The 22,829-nt window shown below is 60.4% G+C and carries 27 protein-coding genes; 13 read left to right on the forward strand and 14 right to left on the reverse strand.

What is annotated here, in order from left to right; genetic code table 11:
• Genes N8H22_RS09890 through N8H22_RS09935 form a run of 10 tightly spaced genes read right to left on the reverse strand, consistent with a single transcriptional unit; the run spans position 1 to position 8,241 of the window.
• Positions 1–1,218, reverse strand: a complete 1,218-nt coding sequence (locus tag N8H22_RS09890) for an AAA family ATPase (RefSeq protein WP_264590334.1) — start codon at positions 1,216–1,218, stop codon at positions 1–3.
• Positions 1,212–1,712: a TadE family protein gene (locus tag N8H22_RS09895; RefSeq protein ID WP_264590335.1), complete on the reverse strand. Its 501-nt coding sequence runs from the start codon at positions 1,710–1,712 to the stop codon at positions 1,212–1,214. Before N8H22_RS09895 ends, N8H22_RS09890 begins: the two co-directional genes overlap by 7 nt.
• Complete coding sequence (locus N8H22_RS09900) at positions 1,712–2,182, reverse strand: TadE/TadG family type IV pilus assembly protein (RefSeq protein WP_264590336.1); 471 nt, start codon at positions 2,180–2,182, stop codon at positions 1,712–1,714. The genes N8H22_RS09895 and N8H22_RS09900 overlap by 1 nt, the downstream gene beginning before the upstream one ends.
• 9 nt (positions 2,183–2,191) lie before the next feature.
• Entirely contained in the window at positions 2,192–3,520 is a 1,329-nt protein-coding gene (locus tag N8H22_RS09905; RefSeq protein WP_264590337.1) for a TadE/TadG family type IV pilus assembly protein, read from the reverse strand.
• Positions 3,521–3,530: 10 nt separating this feature from the next.
• On the reverse strand, positions 3,531–3,800 hold the full coding sequence (locus tag N8H22_RS09910; protein ID WP_264590338.1) for a hypothetical protein: 270 nt from the start codon (positions 3,798–3,800) through the stop codon (positions 3,531–3,533).
• 14 nt (positions 3,801–3,814) lie between these two features.
• The gene (locus N8H22_RS09915; protein ID WP_264590339.1) at positions 3,815–5,329 is read right to left on the reverse strand and encodes a type II and III secretion system protein family protein; all 1,515 of its coding nucleotides are present in this window, start codon (positions 5,327–5,329) and stop codon (positions 3,815–3,817) included.
• A 43-nt stretch (positions 5,330–5,372) separates the two neighbouring features.
• Entirely contained in the window at positions 5,373–6,164 is a 792-nt protein-coding gene (cpaB, locus tag N8H22_RS09920; protein WP_264590340.1) for a Flp pilus assembly protein CpaB, read from the reverse strand.
• 12 nt (positions 6,165–6,176) lie between these two features.
• On the reverse strand, positions 6,177–7,499 hold the full coding sequence (locus N8H22_RS09925) for an AAA family ATPase (protein ID WP_264590341.1): 1,323 nt from the start codon (positions 7,497–7,499) through the stop codon (positions 6,177–6,179).
• Between the two features lie 14 nt (positions 7,500–7,513).
• Positions 7,514–8,032: an A24 family peptidase gene (locus N8H22_RS09930; RefSeq protein WP_264590342.1), complete on the reverse strand. Its 519-nt coding sequence runs from the start codon at positions 8,030–8,032 to the stop codon at positions 7,514–7,516.
• 14 nt (positions 8,033–8,046) lie between these two features.
• Positions 8,047–8,241: a Flp family type IVb pilin gene (locus N8H22_RS09935; RefSeq protein ID WP_264590343.1), complete on the reverse strand. Its 195-nt coding sequence runs from the start codon at positions 8,239–8,241 to the stop codon at positions 8,047–8,049.
• 291 nt (positions 8,242–8,532) lie between these two features.
• On the opposite strand from N8H22_RS09935, the gene N8H22_RS09940 reads away from it, so the two are divergent.
• Together N8H22_RS09940 and rimO are read left to right on the forward strand one after the other, a co-directional pair.
• Positions 8,533–9,408, forward strand: coding sequence for an AraC family transcriptional regulator (locus N8H22_RS09940; RefSeq protein ID WP_264590344.1), 876 nt, complete (start codon positions 8,533–8,535; stop codon positions 9,406–9,408).
• 158 nt (positions 9,409–9,566) lie between these two features.
• Positions 9,567–10,889, forward strand: a complete 1,323-nt coding sequence (rimO, locus tag N8H22_RS09945; protein ID WP_264590345.1) for a 30S ribosomal protein S12 methylthiotransferase RimO — start codon at positions 9,567–9,569, stop codon at positions 10,887–10,889.
• A 42-nt stretch (positions 10,890–10,931) separates the two neighbouring features.
• Here the strand turns inward: rimO and N8H22_RS09950 are convergent, their stop codons facing one another.
• Positions 10,932–11,891, reverse strand: a complete 960-nt coding sequence (locus tag N8H22_RS09950) for an integron integrase (RefSeq protein WP_264590346.1) — start codon at positions 11,889–11,891, stop codon at positions 10,932–10,934.
• A 152-nt stretch (positions 11,892–12,043) separates the two neighbouring features.
• Here N8H22_RS09950 and N8H22_RS09955 point away from each other — a divergent pair, with 152 nt between their 5' ends.
• The 11 genes from N8H22_RS09955 to tsaA all read left to right on the forward strand — a co-directional run bounded on the left by N8H22_RS09955 (position 12,044) and on the right by tsaA (position 19,505).
• On the forward strand, positions 12,044–12,436 hold the full coding sequence (locus N8H22_RS09955; protein WP_264590347.1) for a hypothetical protein: 393 nt from the start codon (positions 12,044–12,046) through the stop codon (positions 12,434–12,436).
• 83 nt (positions 12,437–12,519) lie between these two features.
• Positions 12,520–12,753 (forward strand): hypothetical protein, encoded by a 234-nt coding sequence (locus tag N8H22_RS09960; protein WP_264590348.1) that lies wholly within the window; start codon positions 12,520–12,522, stop codon positions 12,751–12,753.
• 107 nt (positions 12,754–12,860) lie between these two features.
• Entirely contained in the window at positions 12,861–13,439 is a 579-nt protein-coding gene (locus N8H22_RS09965) for a hypothetical protein (protein WP_264590349.1), read from the forward strand.
• Positions 13,440–13,631: 192 nt separating this feature from the next.
• Entirely contained in the window at positions 13,632–14,531 is a 900-nt protein-coding gene (locus N8H22_RS09970) for a hypothetical protein (protein WP_264590350.1), read from the forward strand.
• 187 nt (positions 14,532–14,718) lie between these two features.
• Positions 14,719–15,132, forward strand: a complete 414-nt coding sequence (locus tag N8H22_RS09975) for a hypothetical protein (RefSeq protein WP_264590351.1) — start codon at positions 14,719–14,721, stop codon at positions 15,130–15,132.
• 207 nt (positions 15,133–15,339) lie between these two features.
• Positions 15,340–15,549, forward strand: coding sequence for a hypothetical protein (locus N8H22_RS09980; protein ID WP_264590352.1), 210 nt, complete (start codon positions 15,340–15,342; stop codon positions 15,547–15,549).
• Positions 15,550–15,658: 109 nt separating this feature from the next.
• Positions 15,659–16,075, forward strand: a complete 417-nt coding sequence (locus tag N8H22_RS09985) for a hypothetical protein (protein ID WP_264590353.1) — start codon at positions 15,659–15,661, stop codon at positions 16,073–16,075.
• Positions 16,076–16,297: 222 nt separating this feature from the next.
• Complete coding sequence (locus tag N8H22_RS09990; protein ID WP_264590354.1) at positions 16,298–16,492, forward strand: hypothetical protein; 195 nt, start codon at positions 16,298–16,300, stop codon at positions 16,490–16,492.
• Positions 16,493–16,554: 62 nt separating this feature from the next.
• Entirely contained in the window at positions 16,555–17,097 is a 543-nt protein-coding gene (locus N8H22_RS09995) for a MerR family transcriptional regulator (RefSeq protein ID WP_264590355.1), read from the forward strand.
• A gap of 409 nt (positions 17,098–17,506) precedes the next feature.
• Positions 17,507–18,715 carry a tryptophan synthase subunit beta gene (trpB, locus tag N8H22_RS10000; RefSeq protein WP_264590356.1) on the forward strand — a complete coding sequence of 403 codons (1,209 nt, stop codon included), beginning with the start codon at positions 17,507–17,509 and terminating at the stop codon, positions 18,713–18,715.
• 97 nt (positions 18,716–18,812) lie between these two features.
• A complete protein-coding gene (gene tsaA / locus N8H22_RS10005) occupies positions 18,813–19,505 on the forward strand; it encodes a tRNA (N6-threonylcarbamoyladenosine(37)-N6)-methyltransferase TrmO (RefSeq protein WP_264590357.1) in 693 nt (230 codons plus the stop codon).
• Positions 19,506–19,550: 45 nt separating this feature from the next.
• Here tsaA and N8H22_RS10010 read toward each other — a convergent pair whose 3' ends face one another.
• The 3 genes from N8H22_RS10010 to N8H22_RS10020 form a co-directional block, all read right to left on the reverse strand.
• The gene (locus N8H22_RS10010; protein WP_264590358.1) at positions 19,551–22,085 is read right to left on the reverse strand and encodes a penicillin acylase family protein; all 2,535 of its coding nucleotides are present in this window, start codon (positions 22,083–22,085) and stop codon (positions 19,551–19,553) included.
• Between the two features lie 78 nt (positions 22,086–22,163).
• Positions 22,164–22,628: a DUF2489 domain-containing protein gene (locus N8H22_RS10015; RefSeq protein WP_264590359.1), complete on the reverse strand. Its 465-nt coding sequence runs from the start codon at positions 22,626–22,628 to the stop codon at positions 22,164–22,166.
• Between the two features lie 7 nt (positions 22,629–22,635).
• A complete protein-coding gene (locus N8H22_RS10020; RefSeq protein ID WP_264590360.1) occupies positions 22,636–22,827 on the reverse strand; it encodes an SEC-C metal-binding domain-containing protein in 192 nt (63 codons plus the stop codon).
• Positions 22,828–22,829 lie beyond the last annotated feature (2 nt).

Below are 22,829 nucleotides of genomic sequence, written 5' to 3' on the forward strand. Positions count from 1 at the left end.
TCATCCCCTGAATAGTCGGCCGAAGGTGCGCTTGATCAGGCTCGGTTCGGCGACTTCGTTACCGAGCAGCTCCTGGGCCATCTGCCGAATACCCTGCGTCAGCGCCGCCCGTGGCGCATGCAGGCCCAGCGGCACGCCGGTGTTCTGGCTTTCGTTGATCACCGCGTAATCGTTGGGCAGCCGCTGCGGCTCTCCGCAATGCAGGGCGTCGGCTATGTCCTTGAGGCTGACCGGTGCAGTCTTGTCGTAGCGATTGACCACCATCTGCAGGCGGTCACCGCGAATGCCGAGGTCGTCGCGCATGATGCGCACCAGGCGCACGGCATCCTTGAGGTGGCTGAGCGATTGCTGCAGCACCACATAAACGTGATCGGCCTGCTCCAGGGTGATGCCGGTGAGGTGGTCGATCTGCCGCGGCAGGTCAACCACAACCCAGTCGTAGCTCGTGCGCGCCAGCCGCAGCAGCGCCTCGAGCTGTTCCAGCTGCACGTCCTGGGTCAGGCACAGTTCACCGGTGCGCCCACCGAGCACATCGAGCGTCGGACTGAAGTGGCTGCAGAAGCCGTGCAGCGCGACGGCGTCCAGATCATCGATGCGTTGCAGCACTTCCATGTGGCTGTGGGTCGGGTGCATATCCAGACAATGGGCGACGCTGCCGAACTGCAGGTCCAGGTCCAGCAGCAGCGTACGGCGGCCAAAGGCGCTGAGACTGTGGGCCAGATTGCAAGCCAGCATGGTTGCACCCGAGCCGCCCTTGGCATTCATGATGGCGATCACCTGACCGCCGGTGATCTGGCCGTCGCGAGCCTCCAGTGCGACTCGTCCGATGGCGGCAAGCAGCTCCTGCTCCACTAACGGCTCCGGCAGGAAATCCCGTGCACCGGCCTGCATCGCCAGACGCATGCAGTCGCGGTCATCCTGCGGACCGCAGACCAGCAACGGCGGACGCTGCTGCAGCGGATGCTGCAGCAATGCGGCGAGCTCCTCGCGCCACAGATGGCTGACGTGTAGCAGGAGCATGTCGGGCATCTGCTCCAGGCCGTACAGCGGATCGGTATGCCCGTTGCTCACCAGCCGGGTAGTGACCTGCACCCCAGGCAGCTGCTGGGCCTGCGCCTTCAACCGGGTCAGTTCGCCAGCATCGCGGCCGCTGATCAGCAGCCGCAGGCCCTGTCGCCCGACCGTGACAGCGCTGGGAATCTCGAGGGTATTCAGCATGGGGTAATCTCCGGAACTGCATCGGATTCGGCATGACGGCCGAGGCTTTCGCGCGGCAACGTCGAGGTGAAAGGCGGCAGCGTGATCACGCCCCTCAGGCCAGGAATAAGCGGGTCGAACGTGAAGTTCTCCACGCGCAGCTGGACGTAGCGGATCGCGCTGAACCCTGTGGCACCCGCCTGTGCGGGGTTGGCGATCGGCGTACCACTGTCATCCAGATAAACCAGTGTCAGGTCAGCGGTTTCCAGGTTGGCGATCAGGCTGCTGGTACCGCTGTCCTCGGCGGCGTTGAAGATCGCCCGGCGCAGGATGCGTGGCTCGTGGATCTCGCACACCGCCGCCAGGCGCGCACCGCGGCGCACCGTTTCGTTGAGCGCGTTGACGGTGAAGAACAGCCGGCCCATCTCCAATACGCCGAACAGCACGATGAACAGCAGCAGCCCGACGAGGGCGAACTCCACCACGTACACGCCACGCATGCGTTTCGCGTTCATCACAGCGCCCTCATCACGGTGGTTGCGACCAGGGGAAAGCTCAGCGAGGCACCGCCAGCGCCGAAGTTCGGAATGCCACCGCCGAACAATGGCTGGAACGGATAGCTGATGCTGACCTGCACGTGATCGCTACCCAGCGCACTGACCGTCACCTGGGATGTGCTCAGCCCGGTCACCAGCGGCTCGCGGCCATCCTGTACGACTGGCACTCCATACACCGCCAGCGCACGCGCCTGCTGCTGCAGCTCGGCGGTCAGTTCGATCCGCCCCAGCGTGCGATTCCAGGCCTGCCCGGCGACGAAGCGGCTGGCGTCACGGCTGGCCTGCAGCAGGCTGTTGTACTGGAACAGCAAGCGGCCGACCTCGCCGATCGCCAGCAGCAGCAACAACAGCAACGGCAAGGCGATGGCCAGTTCCACCATCGCCAGCCCCCGCTGTCGTGCCTTTGCCCAAAGTCCCTGGCTGTTCATGGCCGCCTCCTACGAATCGCTGCTCGGCGTCCGGTTGTTGTCGATATAGGTCTTGTACAGCTGGATGATCTGCGGGCCGCTGTCGTTCACCGGGTTGCTGTCCGGCACGTTGTCACCTTCGCAATCACTGACGAACTGGCCGAAGATCTGCGCGTCGTTGCCGCCCCCGGTGGGCAGCGGCTGGACCAGAAAGAAGCAGCCGAAGCCCAGCACCGGAACGGAGGTCTGGCCACCGGAACTGCCGGTGCAATTGCCCAGCACGATCTTCAGGATGCGCCGCTCGAACACACCGTCCGCGCGGCAGCCATTGGGACAGTCGGCCACGCGCTGATGCCAGTCGTTGTAGTCGAGCAGCGCGGTGCTGGCGGTGGAGAGATTGCCGCCGTTGGAACTGACCACCTCGCCCTGATACTCGGCCTGCCCCGTGCTGTCGTTGTAGGTCATCCGCGGCGCGGTGAAATCGGTGACGAGGTCCGGCGGATATTCATCGGCACCGTTGGACAGCGCACCGGCGTACTGGCCGAAGCGCGTGTTGAAGCCCTGCGAGACCGGGCCGACGGTGTTGCCCGGCTCGGTTTCCACCGTCTCGCCGACGCTGTTGCACTGATCGATGCCGCCGGCCAGCGCCTCGCGCACATCCGCGCCGCCGCTGTTGTCGCCCAGGCGAATCAGCTGGAAATTGCCCGGCCCGATGACCGGGTCATTGCCGGCCGCGCCCTTGAGTACTTCCAGATCGCCGAAGCGATAACCCCAGAACAGCCCGTCGTCCGGGTCATGCTGACCGGGATTGCCACACACCATCAGCGGCGCGATGTTGCACGGGCTGGTCGGACTCGGCCCGGCGGTGGCGATCGCCGCCACCTCCTTGTCCACCGCGCTGCCGAACGCTTGCAGCATGCCCCAGAAGAAGCCCGCCAGCGGCAGATCGGCAACGCTGACCCGCACGTAGCGTGCATCCACCGGTCCCGGGAAGGAGAACGGCCCGTAGACGCTGGCCGCCAGGTCGACGCGCACCAGGCCGCTGAGGTTGTCGCCCAGCGCGGCGGCCAGTTCGCCGTTGCCGGCCGCCTGGGCGTTGAGGCGGAATGTCGCCCGCGCCGCGTCCTGCGCCAGGCTGCTGGCATTGCCCGAGCCCATGACCTGCTGCAAGGTCTTGGCGCCACTCAGGGCTGCGGCGTCCACCGCGTTCTGCAGGCGCGTCTTGTTGACCAGCATGTGGCTGCCGTCCAGCGCCAGCGCCGCCATCAGCAGCATCGACGCCAGCGCCACGACGATCAGCACCATGACCGAGCCACGCTGACGCTGCGGGAGCGGACGAACCATGCGGGAGGCGTTCATGGCGCGGACCTCAGTTGCCCACGTTGATCTGAATCGGCTGCGCGACCTGCTGCGCATCACCAGTAACACCGCGATAGCTGTCGATGACCTGCTCGGTCAGCGGGCCATCGGTGCCGACCGGCGAGAGTGCCGTGCCAGGATTGGCAGCGACATTCTTGTCGGCGATCTGCTGGTACAGCGTCGCGTTGACCGTGCTGCCAAGCGGGCCGACGCGACCTTCCTGGTACGGAATGCAGCCAGCCAGCAGGGTGAACAGGCAGGCATAGGGCAGGATTTTCATGATGGCGACTCCGCTTACTTGAGGTCGTGGCCGAAGCGGCCTTCGCTGATGCCCAGGCTCACTGGCACTGCACGGTCGACGCCGCGGCCCTTGGTCTTGCCGAGCAGGTAGAACGCCGCATCGCTGGGCTCGACGAAATGCTCGGTGGGCAGGCGCACCGTCTTGGCGTCCACCGGCTGCGCCAGGTGCGGCGTCACCAGGATCACCAGTTCGGTTTCGCCGTGGATGAACTGCTGGCTGCGGAACAGCTGCCCCAGCACCGGTACGTCACCCAAACCGGGGAAACGGCTGACGAAGTCGCGGGTGTTCTCGCTGATCAGGCCGGCGATGGCGATGGTCTGGCCGTTACCCAGTTCGACGGTGGACTGCGCGCTACGCTTGGTCAGCGACGGAATGACCTGGTTGACGCCGTTGCCGAGGATGCTTTCCAGCCCGGTGTCCAGCACCAGCGAGTTGGCATTGGAAAGTTCGCTGACCGACACGTTGAGGTTCAGGTTGATCCGCCCGGAATCGAGCACCACCGGGAGGAACTTGACCCCGACGCCGAATTCCTTGAACTCGATGGTGATGCCGTCATCCTCGGTGATCGGCACCGGGAACTCGCCACCGGAGATGAACTCCGCCTGCTGCCCGGTCAGGGTGGTCAGCGTCGGTTCGGCAAGCACCTTGGCCGAACCATTGTCCTTGGCCGCCTCGAGCACCACGTTGAAGAGGAAGTTGTCGGAGAGGAACTGGCCGAAGATGCCGGTGCCATCGCCGAACAGTGTGGTCGGATTGACGAAACCGTCGTCGTCGAAGCCCAGCCCCTGACCGTTGTTGAAACCGCCGCCCGACCAGCGCCCGGACGAGCCGAAGTCCAGTGCGTTGAAGCGCACGTTGAGGTTCTTGAACAGGTTGCGCTGCATCTCGGCAACCTTCACTTCCAGCATCACCTGCTGGCTGCCGCCGATGCTGAGCAGGTTGATCAGCTGCAGCGGCTCCTGCGACGACTGCTGCGCCACGGGACTCGCGCCCTGCTTCTTGGCATCGCCAGTCGCCTGCTCGGTGTAGCTGCGGGCCAGCTTCAGCGCGCTGTCCATCACCGCGGCGCTGCTGACCTGCCCACGCAGCACCAGTGCACCCTGGGCGCTGAATACCTCGATGGGCTCGTTGGGCAGCACCTGATGCAGCTTGCTTTTCAGGCCGCTGAGGTCGTGCACCACCTCCAGATCGAGGCTGTCGATCAGGCGATTGCTGCTGTCCCACAGCAGCACGTTGGTGCTGCCCAGCGAACGACCGAGCAGATAAAGCTGCGTCGGGCTGGTGATGAGGATGTCGGCAATTTCCGGGTTGCCCACCGAGATGCGCTTGACCGCGGTGCGCGTGGTGAGCACCCGCGACTTGTAGATCGGCACCTGGACATCGCTGATATTGGCCGCTGGCGTGGCAAGGATCGCCGGTTTCGCCTCGGCGGCCGCCGCCAACCCGGACAGCAACGTCAGGGTTCCCAGCACCAGGGCCATGGCCCCCACTCTGCGCATGTTCTTCATGTCCATCTCCTTGCGTGTCAGGCCGTCGTGGCCGCGCGTCGTCTTACCGGCCCACGTTGGTCACGTTCACCTGGGTGCCGCGGATGATCGTCACGCCGACATCCGCCGGCGCACGGCGGCGCACCACTGGCTTCGGCGCCGCGGCGACCGGGGCCGGAGGCGGTGCCGCCACGGTTTTTTTCTGGTTATCCAGGGGATTGCGCAGCGCCAGTTGCAGGCGGCCTTCGGTCATGGCCTTGACCAGCTTTTCGGCTTCCTCGGAGCTCATTTCCAGAGTCACCGCACGCACTACGACCGGCTGGGTCTTGTCGGTGCTGGCGGTCTGGTCGACGGCCAGCACGCGCAGGTCTTCGAGAATGGTCTTGGCCTCGGCTTCGTCACCGTTGCCCTTGCGCTTGGTGGCCAACACATCGACGCGGTTGCCCGGCAGCAGGAAGCCGCCGACCCCCACCACATCGTCGACGCGCACCGACACCGCGCGCTTGTCGGTGGCGATCAGCGACGCCAGCGTGCTGCCACCCAGGTGTTCGGCCAGTCGCGCGCCACGCAGCACGTCGCCGCGCAGCATGCCGAAGGTGGCGATCTTGCCGATCACGCCCTCGGTGGTATCGAACGAATCGTCCGGCACCGTGCCCTTGGGCATACGCACCAAAGTCACATGCTGCGCCTCGACCATCTGCCCAAAGGGAATCTCGGTGGTGGCGACCACCACGTTCTGCGACTTGTCGTCCGGCCCGGCATCAAGCCGCGCGCTCAGCCAGTTGTTGGCCATCCAGACCGCACCGAGCCCCAGCAGCAGGGAAAGCGCGATCAGCGTGAGAGTACGAGAGCCCATGGCTGTGTCTCCTTATCCGAGAAATTCGAGCTGAACGAAGTAGTTGCGCCAGGCCCATTGCAGGTCGTCGGACGTCAGCGGGCCGCTGCGTTCCATGTAGCGCTGCCGGTCCAGCGCCATGCCCAGCAGGTCACGCGGGTGACACGGCACCAGCGGCATCCCTTCCGCCTCGTACAGCTCGCGCAGCACGTAGCGCAGCAGCAGCGGGTCGAAGGCGATGCCCAGACGCTCGCTCTCCTGACGCCAGATGCGTTCGTATTCCAGCGGCTTGAGGTAGTTGAAGCGCAGCTTGTAGCCGATCCGCCGCAGGAAGGCCTCGTCGGCCAGCTCCAGCGGATTGAGGTTGGTGGAGAACACCAGAATCATGTCGAACGGCAGCACGCACTGTTGCCCGCCGCCGAGGTTGAGGAAGTCGCGCTTCTCCTCCATCGGCACAATCCAGCGATTGAACAGCTCGGCCGGCGGCATGCGCTGGCGACCGAGGTCGTCGATGATGAACAGGCCGTTACTCGCCTTGAGCTGTAGCGGCGCCAGGTAGCGGCGGCTGAATGGGTCGTAGCGGACGTCCAGCTGCTCCATGCTCAGCTCGCCGCCGGACACCACCAGCGGGCGCATGCAGCACAGCAGGCGGCGATCGATACCTTCGCTCAACAGCAGGCTGTTGTACTGGTCGCGGTCGTCGAGCCGCTGGTGAATCTGCGGATCGTAGATCTCCACCACCGCCTCGTTGACCGCGATGGCATAGGGCACCCAGATCGCTTCGCTGAACAGGCGGACCAGACGCCCGCTGATGTAGGTCTTACCGGTGCCGGCAGGGCCGTAGATCATGATGGCGCGGCCGGAATTGACCGCCACGCCAAGCTGGTCGAGCAGGTCGTCGGCCAGCACGACACCGCTGAAGGCCGAGCGCATCTTCTCGGCATTCACCCGCGCGTGGTGGATCGTCTGCACCTTGACCAGCGAACGGTAGGTACTGACCGGAAACGGCGCAGCGCCGATGTAGCCGCTGCGTTCCAGCGCATCGCGCGCGGCATTGCGGCCACGTTCGGTCAGGCCGTAACGCAGGGCCTGGCCGTTGTGCTGGCCGAGCACCTCGATACGGCCATCCTTGCGCAGCAGGGCCAGCACTTCCTCCAGCACCGCGCCGGGCAGCGCCAGCCGCTCGACCAGGCGTACCATATCCAGCGCGCCGCCTTCATGGAGGTGCTTGCACAGCAGATCGGCGAGTAGCTGATCGCTCAGCCCGGTCTCCGCGATAGTGCGTGGCTGCGGCGCCAGCCGCTGCACCGCTTCGCGCTCGCTCGGGTAGGCATCGCTATCGCTGACTGCATACATGGCGGTCTCCCGCGCTAGGAATTGACGTGGAACCACAGGCCGCTGGCGGCCGTTCCGAGAAGAATCGCGATGGCGTAGGGAAACGGTTGACCGGCGACTTCCCCGGCGCCGGGCGCCAGGTAGCTATGACTGCGCAGCATCACGCCGTAGCGGCTCAGGGTCTGCCGAAACTGACCATGCCAGAGCACCAGGGCCAGCCCGCAGAGGCCGCCGGCCATCAGGCTCGCCGCCGTGGCGGCCAGCGCCTGCTGCGGCGTGAGAAACGCCCCGACCATGGCCATCAACTTCACATCACCGGCGGCCATACCACCTGCCGCATAGAGCAGCAGGAACAGGCCGAAGCCGATCAGCGCCCCCAGCATCCCCTGCCCCAGCCCGCCCAGACCGCCCATGAAGAGCTGCCCGGTCAGCCCCAGCGCCAGCCCCGTCAGGACCAGGAGGTTGGGAATGCGGTGGTGGCGTACATCGCTGACCACCGCATAGCTCAACAGCGTGAGCAGCAACAGCCCGCTGAGCCAGCCTTGAGCGGTCATCGCAATGGCCAGGCTTAAGACGCAGGAGTTCCGCCAAGCGCCGTGATAATCGTGTTGATCTTGGCAAGAACGGCAGCACCAAGATTGGTAAATGCAAGCGCGACAGCCGCCGTAATCAGCCCTCCCGCCACCGCGTACTCCACGATGGTCAGCCCGTCTTCGTCCTTCGCGAACTTCAGCACCGCAGTCTTGATCGTTTGAATGGTCATTTCGCTCACCTCACTGAGGAGTGGTTTGTTCAACGGCTGGCAACGCTCCATGCGCCGCTGAGGTGAACACTAGTCAGCCGACCCGCTCCGGCGTTAGGACTCAATTGCGCATCGCTAGGACTCAATTGCCGATTGCCACGGAAGGCTCTGCGACGGACTTCTGGCGTCAATAGCGTCCTCATAACGGCAAATGGCCATATCGTCACTTGCTTAGCAGAATCCGTTCTTATCCATAGTGGCCGTTTGCCAATACTGTTCGTAAGGACAAGTAAGAAAGCAGAGCTAGTGAAGATGTCTAACTCGCCGCAGGGACCCCTGCTCCTATGGGTCGATCTAACCCACGACCGCAGCACCGAAGCACTGATGAACCAGTTCACGGCGTTCAGCGAATGCCGCCTGGTACAAGCACATAGCCTCACCGATAGCACCAGAAGCCGGCGCGTCGACATGATCTGCATGCATTTCGATCGCCCGGATGCGCTGGGCCTGAACCAGCTGCAACAGGTCAAACGCGCCGCGCCCTCCATCCCCATCAGCATGTTCACCGTCCAGCATTCCGAGGAGCTGGCCGTATGGGCGATGCGCTCTGGCGTATGGGAGTACGTCACGCTGCCACTGTCGCCGGCCGAGCTGCAGCGCTACCGCCAGGCGCTGGAGCGGCTTTACGAGCTGCGCCAGAGCAGCAATGTCGGCTCGCGCAGGGCGCTGAGCGAGCATTACCCGGAGCTGCCACCAAGCATCCGCCTGACCGTCGACCACCAGAAGCATCAGCTGCTGGTTCGTGCGACCCAATACATCGACCAGCACTTCTGCGAGAACCTCGACCAGAAGGAACTGGCCCTGCTGTGCGGCCTGACGCCCTCGCGCTTCAGCCGCCTGTTCAGGGAGGTGCACGGGGTCTGTTACCTGGAATACATGCTGGGAAAGCGCCTGGAGTTCGCCAAGGATCGGCTGGACAACACCCAGATGCCGATCACCACCATCGGCTATGACGCGGGCTTTCGCGATCCGTCGTACTTCGCCCGTGCATTCAAGCAGTTCGTCGGCTGCACCCCGAGCGAATACCGCAACGGCGGACGCCCGCTCGCGGCGGTGGTCGTCGAACAGGATCTGCAGGATGCCGCCCCGGCGTATCCCGACGCCCTGAGGCTGGACGTCGGCTCCTGACAGCCGGTGAATCGCCTCTGCAACCCTGCCATCGTTACCCGTGACGATGGCAGGCAGCGGCGACACCGACCACGCACGCCACACTATCTGGCTAAAAAACATCCAGCTCTGTATACTCGCGCGCCTTTTTCATGCGCGGTTTTCGAGGTTCAAAGTCGATGAGCAAAACGCCAACAGTCGGGTTCGTCAGCCTGGGGTGCCCCAAGGCAACCGTCGACTCCGAACGCATCCTCACCCAGCTGCGCATGGAGGGTTACCAGATCGTGCCGTCCTACGAGGATGCCGATGTGGTGGTGGTGAACACCTGCGGTTTCATCGACAGCGCCAAGGCGGAATCGCTGGACGCCATCGGCGAGGCCATCGCCGAGAACGGCAAGGTGATCGTCACCGGCTGCATGGGCGGGGACGAGAACAACATCCGCGGCGTGCACCCCAGCGTGCTGGCGGTTACCGGCCCGCAGCAATATGAGCAGGTGGTCAACGCCGTGCATGAAGTGGTGCCGCCGAGCATCGAGCACGACCCCTTCGTCGATCTGGTGCCGCCACAGGGCATCAAGCTCACCCCGCGTCACTACGCCTACCTGAAGATTTCCGAAGGCTGCAACCACAGCTGCAGCTTCTGCATCATCCCGTCGATGCGCGGCAAGCTGGTCAGCCGCCCGGCCGGTGACGTACTCAGCGAAGCCGAGCGCCTGGTCAAGGCCGGCGTGAAGGAGATCCTGGTGATCAGCCAGGACACCAGCGCCTACGGCGTCGACCTCAAGTACAAGCTGGATTTCTGGGACGGCCGGCCGGTGAAGACGCGCATGCTCGAGCTGTGCGAGGAGCTGGGCAAGATGGGCGTCTGGGTGCGCCTGCACTACGTCTATCCGTACCCGAACGTCGACGACGTGATCCCGTTGATGGCCGCCGGCAAGATCCTGCCGTACCTGGACATCCCCTTCCAGCACGCCAGCCCGAAGGTGCTCAAGGCCATGAAGCGCCCGGCCTTCGAGGACAAGACCTTGGCACGCATCAAGAAGTGGCGCGAGATCTGCCCCGAGCTGACCATCCGCTCGACCTTCATCGTCGGCTTCCCCGGCGAGACCGAAGAAGACTTCCAATACCTGCTCGACTGGCTGACCGAAGCTCAGCTCGACCGCGTCGGCTGCTTCCAGTATTCGCCGGTCGACGGCGCACCGGCCGAGGCCATGGGCCTGGAGCCGGTACCGGACGAGATCAAGCAGGACCGCTGGGACCGCTTCATGGCCCACCAGCAGGCCATCAGCGCAGCGCGCCTGCAGCTGAAAGTCGGCCGCGAGATGGACGTGCTGATCGACGAAGTGGACGAAGATGGCGCCATCGGCCGCTCCTGGGCCGACGCCCCGGAGATCGACGGCATGGTCTACGTCGACAGCGAACAGCCGCTGCAGCCGGGCGACAAGGTACGCGTGCGCGTCACCAACGCCGACGAGTACGACCTCTGGGCCGAAGTGATCTGATCACCGCGCCTGCCAAAGAAGCCCCGCCCATGCGGGGCTTTTTCATGGGCGGTCGAGCGGGCTGAGCACCGCCAGACCACCGCGATTGAGGACATGGGTGTAGATCTGCGTGGTTTTCACATCAGCATGGCCGAGCAGCTCCTGCACCGTGCGAATGTCCTGGCCGCTCTCCAGCAAATGCGTGGCAAAGCAGTGGCGCAGCGTGTGCGGGGTCGCTGGCTTATGTAGGCCGACCCGGCGCACCGCGTTACGGATCGCTCGCTGGATGGTCTTCTCGTGCAGATGATGGCGGAAGATGCCGCCAGAGCGCGGGTCCTCGGAACGATTGATCGACGGGAACACGAACTGCCAGCCCCACTCCGCCGCTGCATTCGGATACTTGCGCGCCAGCGCATGGGGCAGGTTGGCCTTGCCATAACCTTCCAGCAGATCCTGCCTGTGCAATTGCTTCACCCTTTCCAGATGCAACTGCAGGGGCGCCACCAACTTGCTCGGTAACATCGTTACCTGTCCTTTTGCCCCGTCGCGGATCAGGATCTCCAAGCGGGAAAACTCCACATCCTTGACCCGTAAGCGCAGCACCTCCATCAACCGCATACCCGAGCCATATAGCAGGCTGCTCACCAGCCAAAGCGTGCCATCCAGTTGCGCCAGCACGCTCGCCACCTCCTCCCGGGTCAACACCACCGGCAGCCGCTGCGAACGCTTCGCCCTGATCACACCCTCCAGCCACGGCAACTCTATCTGCAACACCTGCTTGTACAGAAACAGAATCGCCGACGGCGCTTGGTTCTGCGTGAACGCCGAAACATCACGGCGCACTGCCAGATCACTGAGAAAGGCCTCCACCTCAGACGCGCCCATATCCTGTGGATGTCGGTACTTATGAAAACGAATGAAACGCCTGATCCATTCCAAATAGACAGCTTCGGTACGAATCGAATAGTGTCGCAATCGAATCTGCCCTCGCACCTGGTCGAGCAGCCTAGGCTTGATATCCATGTCGCTGTTGCTCCCTGATTCATGTCGCATCTGCTGATGCGTTTTTCAGGCTAGACAAGGACTTGCAAGGCGACAAGGAATTTTATGCGACATATGTGGCGTAGTTTTTTACGCCACTTATGTCGCCTACTTATAGTTAGGTTCCACTCCAAATGACCGCGCCGCTAATCAAGCTAAAAGTTGACCGTGATAGTGTCTGTGCAGGTGACGACTGTCAGTCGCACATGGCGCTTTTATCAGTCTCGGCTGAAACAACCTTAATTGAAGTCTTAAATTTGGCTCAAAAAGCCTGCTCTCTAGCAGGAATTGCAGGCGGAAATGCAACTTGGCTAATAGATACCCAAGGTTACGGAAAAGGCTGTGTCGGTGTCGTAGCGCAGCAGTGGGCAGAGCCAAAGCTAATCACAGAGCAAAATATTACCGCGGGCCAAATTTGGAATAACTCAAACGGTACTCTATTCTTTCGCTACTGGTGCCAGTCAAACCCTAATACTGTTTTTGAGGCCATCAAATCTGGCGGCGAGCTACCATCGAGGTATACGTGAAACCTAACTACTGGTTCAAGTCGTTCGCTTCGCTCACTCGGGACCGGCTAAAGCCGGCCCCTTAACCAAACGTTAGGTATCACATGCTCAACCGCTACCCAGACCAAACTCGCTCACGAAGAGGCTTTGCATTAGTTGGGGCTATCTTCTTGGCTTTCGGCTTATTCATGGTGCTAGTCGGGTCTGGAATAGGAGCATTTATCGGCGCGCTTTTTGGTTTCGTCTTGCTGCTTCCATCGGCTTTATGTGGAGAAGCAAGTTTTCGAAAATTTGAAAAAATTCTTTCCAAAATCGCTTTATTTGGGAGTCTGTCGTGAAACCTAACTATGCGCTCAACACCGTTCGCCCCGCTCACTGGACTCGCAAAAGCTACGCTTTTGCTCGCCTGTTAGCTTAACCGTTAGGTGCCATATGGAGTTAAAACGTGAACTTGACTGAGATTTTAGGAGTCAGCGGTGCGGTTCTTGGCTCTCTTGGTGGTGGAGCGCTAATAATCTTTGGCTTTTCTAACTGGCTCGGAAAAGTATGGGCGAACAGGCTCATGGAAAAAGAAAAAGCTGATCACACACGCGCCCTTGAAGCACTTAGAACGCAGCTCACGCAAGAGACTGAAAGTTACAAAATAAAACTCAAAAAATCCGAATTCATTTTCGAGCGAGAATTTGAAGCAACGTCTGAGTTCGTAAATTTACTTAGAAGTATCTTGCCGCCACTATCACATCCGCAGATGGATTGGGATGAGGCTTGTGAAGAAATCGCTCACGATTTTAAAAATATTGAGAAGCTGCTTAGCTTATTCATGTCAAAACACGGAGCGGTTTTAGGCGCTGAGGCAAAGAAACTCATATCTAGTGCATTAGGGCTCGCAGCGCACGGAAAGTTTTTAATTCAGGGCCCTGAAGTTCCACGCAGTGCGTCAGAATCGGCTAACACTTTGTTCGAAAAGCTCGCAAAAGCTGAGGATGTTCTTTTGCAGCAGGTACATTCACAGTCAAGCACCTAACTAGTGGTTCAAACCGCTCGCTTCGCTCACTGGGACGGGCTAAAGCCCGCCCCTTAACCAAACGTTAGACGCTTCAGGCAACTAAATGTGCGCATGAAAGATTGACTAGCCAGCTATAATAATAAATTACGCCACTTATACGATTTAAACCTGACCCATACGGAATGCTTGAACTTACTTGGCGAGGATGAAATGTTCAAAAAAATCATGGAATACGAGCTTTCACTTGAAGTATTGCTCGTATCAATTATTTTCATTTGCTTACTCGCCCTACTAGTCAAAATAGTTATCCCAAATTTTGGCGTCAAATCAGTAGCCGCTAGCTGGATGACAATGCTCGGGGCATTTATTATTTTTGCGTACTCAGTTTTTGTCGAGCTAAAAGAAGAATCTTTTAAATCAGGATTTAATACATACATTTGCGTATCGGATAACGCAGATTTATTTAGCTTTTTGGTTCCACCCAACCACAGAGGCGATTGTGGCCTTCTTCGCTATCAAGATAGCGGATCGTTGTCGTACCTGAAATCAGACCTAGATAAAAATTATGCTCCAGAGGTTGGAGTTGAACTCATTCAGATTAATGCAATTTCTTACTTAGCATCCGACTACAGAGATTGGAAGTCCAAGAAATACTCTTCGCCGTCTTCATACACTGAAACATATAGAAAAAAATCCGATGCTGGCAAAGATGCCGTTATTCTTGAGGGGGTTGCTTTACGCAACTCTAATTTTAGATTCTTCGATATATCACCTGAAGTTGCTCACGACTTTGGTGGATATTCAATATTGCCACCTAACAGCTCCGTACAAACCAATGGCTCAAAGGTTGTTTTAAAAAACCCTCACTTCATTTTTGAGGTCGAACCCTTCTCACTACAAAGACTTTACAGCATAGATGTATCTACACCTCAAAATGTTTGGGTTACGGAATACGACGTCAGAATTTCTTACACCTTATTTAAATCAAAATCTGGGCATTGGCGCCGCTCTGAATATCGGGATTTTTGCCATTCATTAGCTGAGGGTATCAAGACTCGACTTGAGGTAACACATGAGAACTGGCCAAAAAGTAAAGGCTGGGGAGTTTGACTTAAAGTTTTCGCAAAAACTTATATTGCTGCACAAGAGTCAATGCACACTAAAAAATAAATACTCCACACCTAGCACCAGTGATAACGCGCCTAACAACTGGTTCAAACCGTTCGCTTCGCTCACTGGGACGGGCTAAAGCACGCCCCTTAACCAAACGTTAGGTACAACACAGGATAATCGCCGAATGAGAGCACTCTTAATTGCAATCGCCGCCCTCTCATCACCAGCACTGCTCGCCAATGACAGACTTATTGACGTGCCCGGAATCATCGGAAAATCAGAAACAGCAGTAGCTGAGATGCTTGGCCAGCCAACGGAGTGTACAAGTACAAAACACGGCCGAAAGTGCACATATGAAAAAGCAGAGACTGAAATTGTCTTTATCAGAGGCAAGGCTGACTGGATTACCGTTGAAGGCATCGACAAGCTTCCCTTCAACCAGGGCACGTTGGGCTCAATTGGCATAAAAGCTCAAAACCCATCCTTCAAAAATGACTTCACAATGCGATGGGAGCCTCTTCAAGGAATGCGTTCGATCTCACTCTTTGGTTCCGACAGCAATGCAGATTATTTCTATATCAAAGCCTATACCGAGTAGGTATGCACCTAACACTTGTCTCAAGTCGTTCGCTTCGCTCACTTGGACGTCCGCAAGCTACGCTCGCGGCCGCCCCTTAGCCAAACGTTAGGTGCTTTTACTTTGGGCCCGAAAACTCAGGAACTAATTGGCATACTGGCTGAACTCGCCTTCGTTCTCGAAAGCGATGGAAACGCCCACTGGTGCGGTTGGATGCGAAAAGCAAGAATGCGTCTGCTCAACTCAGACTACTCGGGTATCGAGCACCTTCTTTCGGCATATGGCGGCATGGGCTCACTTAACGATGTCATTCTCGGCCAGATCTGCAAAGATGGCGTCTTTGAGTGGAAACCCGGGCACATTGAGTTGAATGAAAAGTTCGCTGCGCTCAGTAGCAAAGCATGGGAGTTGGCTGATGCAATTAAACGAGCACAGTAGCCACGGCGCACCTAACAATTCCGTCGAGAGGGACGGCCCAAAGCTACGCTTTAGGTTCCCTCCACCTTCGGCTCCGGCCGCCCCTCACGTCAAACGTTAGGCAATATAGATGGATCAATTTTTACCACCAATTCTTGAATGGATTAGCACAACACATGGAAGCGGCCGCCATGAGCACTATGGCTGGGTAATTGTTTCATTATTTGCCATTTCAATAGCTAAGCGCCTTGATAGGTCCGAGAAATCAGAAAACCAAAAATCACTTCGCACACAACAAATAGCCTTTTTAAAAAGTGAACCTTTACTCGCAACTATCTACTCAGAAAAAAGCCAAGCCACAATTAAATATACAGCTTGCATCAAAGAAGACGGCGAAGGTTATAGGATAGCAGTGTGGGCATTACAAGCAGCAAAGGAAAATCCACTGCTTAATGAAGCCGCAAATACATTTGAAGCCATCGAAGTACTTATAAAAGAAAAAACTCCATTTTCGATCTCAGACTTCAGGCCACGCAATGGCAATTAAAGTCCGTCACGAATAGCGCCTAACAATGCGTATATGAACTCTCCCCACAAGCAGTGAGGAAAGCTTTTTTCGATCCTTGAATCGCCCATAGTTTCGCAGACACCTCCCCGTAGACTCTGGCCAAAAATCCGTGGCACAGCTTGACCTGTCTATTACTTGACACTCCAGAGTTGGTGGCTGACGGCGTGGTGTCGTCAGCCATGAAGCGTTAGGAGAGATCACATGACCGCGGTCAACATGACCCAGGAGCAATGGATAGAGCTGTTTGAAGCCACAGGACTGGATGAGGCGATGATGCACAGGTGGCACCGTGAATTTGAGCGGCGATATCCGGCCCAACATCAATCGTTTCTGCAATGGATCGGTCTTGACGCAGAAGAGATCCTGAACGTCAGGAAGTTCTCACAGCTTGGTTGATGCACTTGGGGAGGCCAATCCCCCCGCGGGGCCTGGCCTCGCCCTCCCGAGGAATTATCGGCATGTATACAGTGGGGCAACTTGGGAAGCGCGTTGGGCTGTCTCGTAGTGCACTTCTCTACTACGACGAAATCGGCCTCCTTTCGCCATCGGCGCGCAGTTCGTCTGGCTATCGCCTTTATTCCGAAGGCGATGTGCAGCGCATGGAAAGGATAATGACCTATCGCGATGCGGGGCTCTCGCTGGATGTCATCGGAACGCTATTACAGGCCGATGGCGCATCGGCTCCTGTGGTGCTGGAACGTCACTTGCAGAAGGTCAACGAGGAAATCGCCAAACTCCGACAGCAACAACACGTCATCGCCCAATTGCTCGGCGACGCGCAGGTGCTGCGAAAGAGTCGTTCAATGACCAAGGCGCAGTGGATTGCGCTACTCGCCTCCACCGGATTGAACGAAGAAGGAATGCAAAAATGGCATGCGGAATTCGAGAAGATGTCGCCTGATGCGCATCAGGATTTTCTGGAATCGCTCGGGATAGCACCGGAGGAAATTGCTTCGATCCGCCAATTCTCAAGGCGCCAAGCTACCGAGGGTGATGGCTAACGCCGGATTCAACCGAGCCTGCACCCAGGCCGGCTAGTTCCACGCTGCGGCTGAGGAGCAATCTGCCGCCCGCCTCCCCAGCGGCCAAGCTCCGCCCAAACCAGCTATTGCTGGAAGAACGACCTCGGTCCTGGGCCACGTACTGCTGACCTCGCGCCGGATTCCGCGATTGTGGTGAGGCGGCGTAGAATCCGCCCACGCCTCGGCCCGGGTCGCGCATGAATACCCGCTATCGCCGCGACTGCGGGGTCTGGCAGCTCGTTCAGTGCTGCCTCGGCGGACAACCACGCGCCACGCTGATCGCTGTGGATGCACGAGGCCGGCCCGCATGCTGATCTGCCGCAGCCCGGAACGAATTGCCTCCCGATAAACTGCCAATTTTCACGGCCCCTACAGGACTCGCACGCCCATGACCCAAGACTCGCGCTTCGCCGCCATGCCTGATGCCAACGGATATTTCGGCCCCTATGGCGGCCAGCTGGTGCCGCCGCACCTCAAGCAGGCGATGGACGACATCAATCTGGCCTACGAAGAAATCCGCCAGCGCGACGACTTCCAGCAGGAGTTGGCCTCCCTGTTCGCCGACTACGTGGGCCGCCCAAGCCCGATCTTCCATGCTCGCCGCCTCTCCCAGCAGCTCGGTGGTGCGCAGATTCATCTCAAGCGCGAGGACCTGAACCACACCGGCGCGCACAAGATCAACCACTGCCTGGGCGAGGCATTGCTGGCCAAATTCATGGGCAAGACCAAGGTGATCGCCGAGACCGGCGCCGGTCAGCACGGCGTGGCCCTGGCCACCGCCTGCGCGCTGGTGGGTATTCCCTGCGAGATCCACATGGGCCAGGTGGATATCGAGAAGGAACACCCCAACGTCACCAAGATGAAGATCCTCGGCTGCAAGCTGGTGCCGGTGACCCGCGGCGCCGCGACGCTCAAGGAAGCGGTGGACAGCGCCTTCGAGGAATACCTGAAGGACCCGCACAACTACATCTACGCCATCGGTTCGGTGGTCGGCCCACATCCGTTCCCGAAGATGGTCCGCGACTTCCAGTCGATCATCGGTACCGAGGCGCGTGCGCAGTTCCTGGCCAAACATGGCCGCCTGCCCGATCAGGTCGTCGCCTGCGTGGGTGGCGGCTCCAATGCCATGGGCATGTTCACCGCCTTCCTGGAGGATGCTGCGGTCGAGCTGGTTGGTATCGAGCCGGCCGGCGAGAGCCTGGACAAGCCCGGCCGCCACTCGGCCACGCTGTCCAAGGGCAAGCCCGGAGAACTGCATGGCATGGCCTGCTACGTGTTGGAAGATGCCGAGGGCAATCCGTCAGCCGTGCACTCCATCGCGTCCGGGCTGGACTACCCCGGTGTCGGCCCGCAGCACAGCTATCTGAAGGATCTCGGCCGGGTGAATTATCAGACCGCGACCGATCAGGAATGCCTCGACGCGTTCATGACCCTGTCGCGCGTGGAAGGCATCATCCCGGCGCTGGAAAGCGCCCACGCGGTAGCCTGGGCGATCCGCGTGGCGCCGACACTGCCGCAGGATGCGCACATTCTGGTCAACCTGTCCGGCCGTGGTGACAAGGACGCTGACTACGTGGCCCGCCTGCTCAACCTCTAATCGAGCGGACGCCCCGCGCCCAACCGGGTGCGGGGTGCTCTCACGACGCCCGACGCGTATCATCCGCAGCCTCGCTTCCTTTCCCCGGGCGCCTTCCATGCTGCATCACGTCCGCCCTGTCGGCATCCTGCACTCCTGCTTCAAAGAGAAGTTCGCCATCCCGCGCCAGCCACAGCTAGCCCCTGCCGCACGCGGTGTGCTGGAGCTGCTGCCGCCGTTCGATACCGGCGAGGCGGTGGCCGGGCTGGAGCAGGTCAGCCACGTATGGCTGCTGTTCCTGTTCCACCAGGCGCTGGAAGATCAGCCACGTCTCAGGGTGCGGCCGCCGCGCCTGGGCGGTAACCGCATGATGGGCGTTTTCGCCACGCGCTCGACCCATCGCCCCAACGGCATCGGCCAGTCAGTGGTCAAGCTGGACAAGGTGGAGCCAAATCGGCTGCTGCTATCGGGGATCGATCTGCTCGACGGTACGCCGATTCTCGACATCAAGCCGTACGTCCCTTACGCGGACGCCCTGCCCGATGCGACCAACGCGATGGCGGCAGCACCGCCACCGTTGGTCGAGGTGCAGTGGAGCGCACAGGGCCTCGCTCAGGCTCAGCGCGAAGCCTTGCGCCTGGGTGAGCCGCTGGTGGAACTGATCGAACAATGCCTGGCGCAGGACCCCCGCCCGGCCTATCAGACGCCCGAACCAGAGCGACGCTATGGCACGCAGTTCTGGGACGTGCAGGTGCGTTGGCACTATCCGACGCCGGAGCTGATCCGCGTGCTCGAGGTGGTAAGTGATTGAGCGCGTCCCGCCAGGCGCCCGAGTCGCATGGCGGGAACTAGCCGGCTACTTAGCCGGCGTCAGCAACAGCCGCCGAGTGCCGTAGGCTTTGTCCAGATTCGCCGGCTGGAACGGGAAACTCAGGTACTGCGCCTTCATCCAGGCATCGATGCCATCCGCATAGTGCGGGCTGGCCGGATTACCTGACTGACCCGAGCTGTTCAGCCCCAGCATCGGCTCGGCGCGGTTGAAGTCGACGATGATGCGCATCGCCGGAACCAGCCAGGTGTCGAACCCCTCGCCCCAGCGATACGCCGAGACGTTCAGCGTGCTGTGGTCGCCCCCCGCCGGATAGGGACCGCGATCCAGATAACCGTGCAGCGCCTTGATCGAGCGCCCCTGCCCCGCCGGCAGGTGCGGCGCCAGCTGGGTACTGCCGGTAAGCCACTCGTAACGATGCAGCTTGCCCCACTGCCAGGCGCTGCGATCGTGCCCCAGCTGCGCCTCCAGCAGATTCACCGCCGCGGCCAGGCTGCGGGCCAGGATCGCCGGTTTGTCCTCGACCTGTGGCGTGCCGATGTCGTCCCAGAAGGGGCTGTCGTCGCGGCCGAGCAGATGGTCGGCCTGCGCCGAATAGGACAGGCCGGACACCTGCAGCAGCGCTTTCCAGGCCTGGCTGTCATCCGGTCCCAGCTCATCGAGAAAGGTCTGGCGCGCACTTTCATGCAGGAAGGCGCCGTACAGCGCAGCATCTGCCGAGCTGGCGGCCAATCGGCCATCAAAGGCCATGAGACGCTTGTAGGCTTCCTCGGCCTTGGTCCGCTGAGCCGGCGGCAGAGCCTTGATGGCCGCCTGCAACGGCTGGGCCATGCCCGGCCCGTCGAACATGGCCTTGAGTTTGGCCGCGAATGAGGTGGTCTGGTCGTACTGCATGGCAATCATGCTGCGGGTATCGTGCTTGCCGCGCCCGGCCAGCTCAGCCAGGCGCTCGAAGCGTTCCGGCGCATACCACGTACTGGACAGCTGCATGCCATAGCCGCGCGGCGCAGTGCGGTGGTTGGCCGTACCCAGCCAGCCCTGCGCCGGATCCTGATCGTACGGATGCAGCATCGGATCGGCGAAGCCGTCCCAGTCGTAACGCCCCTCCCAGCCTGGCGATGGCATCAGACCAAGGCCATCGCGTCGATTGGGGAAACGCCCGGTCACCTGCCAGCCGATGCTCTGACGATCGGCAAATACCATGTTCAGCGCCGCCGCACCGATCTTGCCGGTGGCCGCGAAAGCCTGATCGACCGACTGCGCACGAGACAGATCGAAGAACGCATCCAGCGACTTATCCGCCTCCAGCTGCGTGGTCTTGAGCGCCAGGCCGTAACCGCTGCTGAGCTGCAGCGGCTGGATCGGATGCTTGCGCTCGCCGAGTGCACTGTTGAGCAACGGGCCGTGACGGGTTTCGTAGATGATCTCGCGAACCGGTCGCTGTCCCTTGATGAAGAAGGTTTCATGACGCTCGCGGGCCGCGAGCCACTTGCCATCGGCCAGGTACATCAGGCGCGAACCTTCACGACGAATCTGCTCGAGGAATAGGTCCTGGTTGTCGCCCATGACCATGGTCATCCCCCAGCCCAACTTGCCGTTGAAACCAGCGACCACGGCCGGCACGCCGGCGATGGACACGCCAGCGGCCTGGAATTTCGGGGAGCGAATCTGCACGAAATTCCAGTACGACGGCATCGACAGTGGCAGATGGGTATCGTTGGCCAGCAATGGTTTGCCGCCACGACTGTGACTGCCTGCGATCGCCCAGTTGTTGGAAGCGGCCACGCCCAGCATGTTCAGCGATGCCACCTGCGTCGCGGCGCGGTCAAGCGCTGCCAGCCCGGGAATCTGCCCGGCCAGATTCAGACCCTTCAGCTTCTCAGCTTCCTCGATCGGCAGCGGCTCGTCCGGATAGGTCGGCAGCAACCAGGCAAGCTTGTCGCTACCGACCTTCTGCGCCATGACCAGAGCGGAAATTTCCTCCTGCAGGTTGACCGACAGGCCGAAATTCAACAGGCAGAACACCAGCACCGAATCTTCGGGCTTCCAGTACTCGGGGCGATAACCGGACTCGGCAAGATCCATCGGCAACTTGTCGCGATGGCGGAACAGATACGCGTTGACGCCGCGTGCATACACCTCGAAGAACTTCTTCATCCGCGGCGAGGCTTCGCGATAGAGCAGCTCGGCGCTCTGGCGCAGATTCACCGTCCGCATGAAACGATCGATTTCCAGCACACCCGGCCCAGCCATCTCGGCCAGCCGTCCCTGAGCGGTCAGGCGCAGGCTGACCATCTGACTCAGGCGATCCGTGGCATGGACATAGCCCAAAGCAAACAGCGCATCATGAAACGAAGAGGTCTCGATTAGCGGCATGCCCAGCGGGTTGCGGCGGATGCTCGCACTGCCGGCCAGGCCCGCCAGCGGCTGAATGCCCTGTGCCGGCGGCAGGCTTGCGCTGTAGCGGTTGTCCAGATAGGACTGACAGCCAGTGAGGGCGACGAGCCCGATCGCCGTACCAAGGGCCAGGCGAATCAGCGGGAAAGGCAGACGCAGAGACATCGACGGCTCCTGAAGGAACGGCAAGTCGGTGGAGATAATGGACGATTGGACAACGTGCTGCGGTACGAGTTGGCGCTCTCAGGCCGCGTCATTAGCTTTAGGCAGAGCCTCGTCGAGCAGCCAGCGCGCCGAGCGCCGGGCTTCCGCCTTGTGCTGCAACTCCAGAGCACTGAAGCTGGCTTCGTGACGACGGCGCTCGCTCTTGTCCAACGCCTTCCAGGCCGCATGCGTCGGCACCTGTTCGGTCGCCTCGAAGAGCAGCTGGAAAACCTGGCAACGCGGATCCTGACCGAGCGCCGAGTCGTAATTGTCGAGCAACACCTTGATGCGGATAGCGCCTTCGATCAGCGGTAGCTGCTCGTCCAACAGACTGCTGGCAAGAACTCGCAGGTCGGCGGCGAGTGCAGCATGACGCTGGGCTTGCGCCTCGGCAACTGCCCGTTCGTTGCGCCACACCCGGCGCCACAGGTAAAGCGCATAGCCGCCTAGGGCCAGGATCAGCAGCAGCGCACCGATCAGCAGGACGAGAGCAAGCGGAGTCATGGCCGGATCAGGCGCCGTGACACTTCTTGTACTTCTTCTGGCTGCCACACGGGCAAGGGTCGTTGCGGCCGACATCCTTCAGCGGATTGCGTACCGGCTCGTGATGCCCATGATTACAGTGCGGACCGTGCACGTGATGATGCTCGTGGTCATGGTCGTGATTGCAGTCTGGGCCGTGGACGTGAGTTTCGTGATTCATGT

The organism is Stutzerimonas sp. S1 (assembly GCF_025966695.1).
Classification (GTDB): Bacteria; Pseudomonadota; Gammaproteobacteria; order Pseudomonadales; family Pseudomonadaceae; genus Stutzerimonas.

Bases quoted from the DNA above. Each gene is read 5' to 3' on its own strand.
- N8H22_RS09890 (WP_264590334.1), bottom strand. From the start codon at position 1,218: ATGCTGAATACCCTCGAGATTCCCAGCGCTGTCACGGTCGGGCGACAG.
- N8H22_RS09895 (WP_264590335.1), bottom strand. From the start codon at position 1,712: ATGAACGCGAAACGCATGCGTGGCGTGTACGTGGTGGAGTTCGCCCTC.
- N8H22_RS09900 (WP_264590336.1), bottom strand. From the start codon at position 2,182: ATGAACAGCCAGGGACTTTGGGCAAAGGCACGACAGCGGGGGCTGGCG.
- N8H22_RS09905 (WP_264590337.1), bottom strand. From the start codon at position 3,520: ATGAACGCCTCCCGCATGGTTCGTCCGCTCCCGCAGCGTCAGCGTGGC.
- N8H22_RS09910 (WP_264590338.1), bottom strand. From the start codon at position 3,800: ATGAAAATCCTGCCCTATGCCTGCCTGTTCACCCTGCTGGCTGGCTGC.
- N8H22_RS09915 (WP_264590339.1), bottom strand. From the start codon at position 5,329: ATGAAGAACATGCGCAGAGTGGGGGCCATGGCCCTGGTGCTGGGAACC.
- cpaB (WP_264590340.1), bottom strand. From the start codon at position 6,164: ATGGGCTCTCGTACTCTCACGCTGATCGCGCTTTCCCTGCTGCTGGGG.
- N8H22_RS09925 (WP_264590341.1), bottom strand. From the start codon at position 7,499: ATGTATGCAGTCAGCGATAGCGATGCCTACCCGAGCGAGCGCGAAGCG.
- N8H22_RS09930 (WP_264590342.1), bottom strand. From the start codon at position 8,032: ATGACCGCTCAAGGCTGGCTCAGCGGGCTGTTGCTGCTCACGCTGTTG.
- N8H22_RS09935 (WP_264590343.1), bottom strand. From the start codon at position 8,241: ATGACCATTCAAACGATCAAGACTGCGGTGCTGAAGTTCGCGAAGGAC.
- N8H22_RS09940 (WP_264590344.1), top strand. From the start codon at position 8,533: ATGTCTAACTCGCCGCAGGGACCCCTGCTCCTATGGGTCGATCTAACC.
- rimO (WP_264590345.1), top strand. From the start codon at position 9,567: ATGAGCAAAACGCCAACAGTCGGGTTCGTCAGCCTGGGGTGCCCCAAG.
- N8H22_RS09950 (WP_264590346.1), bottom strand. From the start codon at position 11,891: ATGGATATCAAGCCTAGGCTGCTCGACCAGGTGCGAGGGCAGATTCGA.
- N8H22_RS09955 (WP_264590347.1), top strand. From the start codon at position 12,044: ATGACCGCGCCGCTAATCAAGCTAAAAGTTGACCGTGATAGTGTCTGT.
- N8H22_RS09960 (WP_264590348.1), top strand. From the start codon at position 12,520: ATGCTCAACCGCTACCCAGACCAAACTCGCTCACGAAGAGGCTTTGCA.
- N8H22_RS09970 (WP_264590350.1), top strand. From the start codon at position 13,632: ATGTTCAAAAAAATCATGGAATACGAGCTTTCACTTGAAGTATTGCTC.
- N8H22_RS09975 (WP_264590351.1), top strand. From the start codon at position 14,719: ATGAGAGCACTCTTAATTGCAATCGCCGCCCTCTCATCACCAGCACTG.
- N8H22_RS09980 (WP_264590352.1), top strand. From the start codon at position 15,340: ATGCGTCTGCTCAACTCAGACTACTCGGGTATCGAGCACCTTCTTTCG.
- N8H22_RS09985 (WP_264590353.1), top strand. From the start codon at position 15,659: ATGGATCAATTTTTACCACCAATTCTTGAATGGATTAGCACAACACAT.
- N8H22_RS09990 (WP_264590354.1), top strand. From the start codon at position 16,298: ATGACCGCGGTCAACATGACCCAGGAGCAATGGATAGAGCTGTTTGAA.
- N8H22_RS09995 (WP_264590355.1), top strand. From the start codon at position 16,555: ATGTATACAGTGGGGCAACTTGGGAAGCGCGTTGGGCTGTCTCGTAGT.
- trpB (WP_264590356.1), top strand. From the start codon at position 17,507: ATGACCCAAGACTCGCGCTTCGCCGCCATGCCTGATGCCAACGGATAT.
- tsaA (WP_264590357.1), top strand. From the start codon at position 18,813: ATGCTGCATCACGTCCGCCCTGTCGGCATCCTGCACTCCTGCTTCAAA.
- N8H22_RS10010 (WP_264590358.1), bottom strand. From the start codon at position 22,085: ATGTCTCTGCGTCTGCCTTTCCCGCTGATTCGCCTGGCCCTTGGTACG.
- N8H22_RS10015 (WP_264590359.1), bottom strand. From the start codon at position 22,628: ATGACTCCGCTTGCTCTCGTCCTGCTGATCGGTGCGCTGCTGCTGATC.
- N8H22_RS10020 (WP_264590360.1), bottom strand. From the start codon at position 22,827: ATGAATCACGAAACTCACGTCCACGGCCCAGACTGCAATCACGACCAT.